The 1,848-nt window shown below is 30.5% G+C and carries 4 protein-coding genes; 3 read left to right on the top strand and 1 reads right to left on the bottom strand.

What is annotated here, in order from left to right:
- From F3G69_RS09330 to F3G69_RS08475, 3 genes are all read left to right on the top strand, one after another.
- The coding region (locus F3G69_RS09330; protein ID WP_508610273.1) for a DUF8341 domain-containing protein at window positions 1-617 on the top strand (617 nt) is incomplete at its 5' end.
- Complete coding sequence (locus tag F3G69_RS08470; RefSeq protein ID WP_149714984.1) at window positions 614-1,135, top strand: PilN family protein; 522 nt, start codon at window positions 614-616, stop codon at window positions 1,133-1,135. The genes F3G69_RS09330 and F3G69_RS08470, both read left to right, overlap by 4 nt.
- Window positions 1,128-1,664 carry a hypothetical protein gene (locus F3G69_RS08475; protein WP_087580004.1) on the top strand — a complete coding sequence of 179 codons (537 nt, stop codon included), beginning with the start codon at window positions 1,128-1,130 and terminating at the stop codon, window positions 1,662-1,664. Before F3G69_RS08470 ends, F3G69_RS08475 begins: the two co-directional genes overlap by 8 nt.
- 4 nt (window positions 1,665-1,668) lie before the next feature.
- On the opposite strand, the gene F3G69_RS08480 is transcribed toward F3G69_RS08475, so the two are convergent.
- Window positions 1,669-1,848: hypothetical protein (locus F3G69_RS08480; protein WP_149714985.1), on the bottom strand; the 180-nt coding region annotated here is incomplete at its 5' end.

Consider the following 1,848-nt stretch of genomic DNA (forward strand, 5'->3'; position numbering starts at 1 on the left):
GCGTGGATCTCATCTACTCACCTATTGCCCTACTCTTTCACGAGCTTTTAAAACGCGGAATTTCTCCAAAAACTACACTTTATCTTTATATCCATGCACATTCGTTTACACTTGCGATCTTTAAAGATAAGCAAATGAAATTATCTACTTTTTTAAATATGTCTGGCGTTGAAGAAACCAACCAGGAAGCTGAAAGCCTAAAAGAAGAAGATATAACAGATATTGACAACTTAATCATTAAAGAAGAAAATGACGCAACATCACTTGATGATTTTAAAAGTTTAGATGATTTTTTAAGTGATGATAAACCAAAAGAATTTGAAGACCTAAATTATGAACTAAACATGCCGGCTTCTACAAATGTAGAAAAATCGGTTGCTATTTTTGGGTATGACATGAAGATGTTTGATTACATCGTAAAGGCTGTAAAAGAATTTTACGAAAATCCTCTCTACGGCGGCGATTTTATTGAACAAATAATTGTTTTTGAAAACACAAAAACAAGTGCAACTTTTTTACAATATCTGCAATCTGAGCTTTTAGTGGAGACTTCTGTGTATCCAGTGAATACAAATCATATTATGAATGAAATCATGCAAGAAGAGATAATATTATGAGATTTAGCTTTATTGCTCCGGAACCAAGACCACTTATATCTATCTTTAGCAAAATTTGGCTAAGCCTTATAAGCTTTGTGTTTGTAGCTCTTTTGGCAACAAATTTCTTTATACTTTACAAAAACTATTCAATTGAAAAAAATATAAATTTTTTATCAAATGAGCAAAAAGAACTTAGTCAAAAAATAGTCACAACAGATGAAATTTCAGCTAAATTAGCCGTACAAATAGAATCTGCAAATGATATCTTAACATCAAATTCTATTCTCAAGCAAAGCTTGCATAATCTTTTTGACCTAGTGCCTGACAGCATAACGCTCGAAGAGGTTTTTATGGATAAAAACTCACTAATCATTCGTGGTATAACGCCGACAAAAGATGTATTTAATCAGCTTCTAGCTTCACCTTTAAGATCTATTTTTACGACTTCTAATACTAGCTTTTATCAAAGTAAAAACGGCTGGTATGGTTTTATAAGTACAAATAAAATTGATAATTCTGAGGGATATAATGAGTAAAAAAGATACGAGCTTAGAAAAAATAGATCCTGTCAAGCTTTTACTTTTTATATTTGCTTTTATCGTAGTTTGCTTTATTATGATATTTGGTTTTATCGTGCCTAATATAAAAGAATTTAAAAGCCTAACTAGACAAAATTATTCACAAACCTCATCTTATACAAAAGTAAAAAATGAATTTGAAGCTAAATTTAAAGCCCTTGAAGCAACCAAACAAAAAGATGGAGCTATCATTTCAGCTTTTGAGACTAAATTTGATAAAGATAAATTTATAGAATTTGCCTCTAAATTTTTCAGTGAAGTAAGCCTTAGTAAAATAGAAGAAAGTGATAATAACGCTAGTGAGAAATTTTTCAGATTTCGCCTAAATGTAACTAGCTCTCTAAGGACACCGCAAAAATTTTATGACTTTTTAGATGCACTTAGCAGCTATGACAGTATCGTAAAGACTGAATTTCCTATCGTCATGAAAGGCGAAAAGGATAAAATCCATACTACTTTTAATATAAAAGTCTTTGGGTTGAAGTAAGAAATTAAAGTCCACCGTTAAGATAAAGTTCAACCAAAAACTCACTATATCTTTTTCTGCCAAGATAGTTTAAATGTTCCCAATCAGATAATTCTTCATCGCCAAATTTTAAATTTGTAAGATCAACAATTTTGGCATTTTTGATGGCTGATATTATTTCATTTATACTATATTGAAGTCTCAT

This window comes from Campylobacter concisus (assembly GCF_902460625.1).
Taxonomy (GTDB): domain Bacteria; phylum Campylobacterota; class Campylobacteria; order Campylobacterales; family Campylobacteraceae; genus Campylobacter_A; species Campylobacter_A concisus_AD.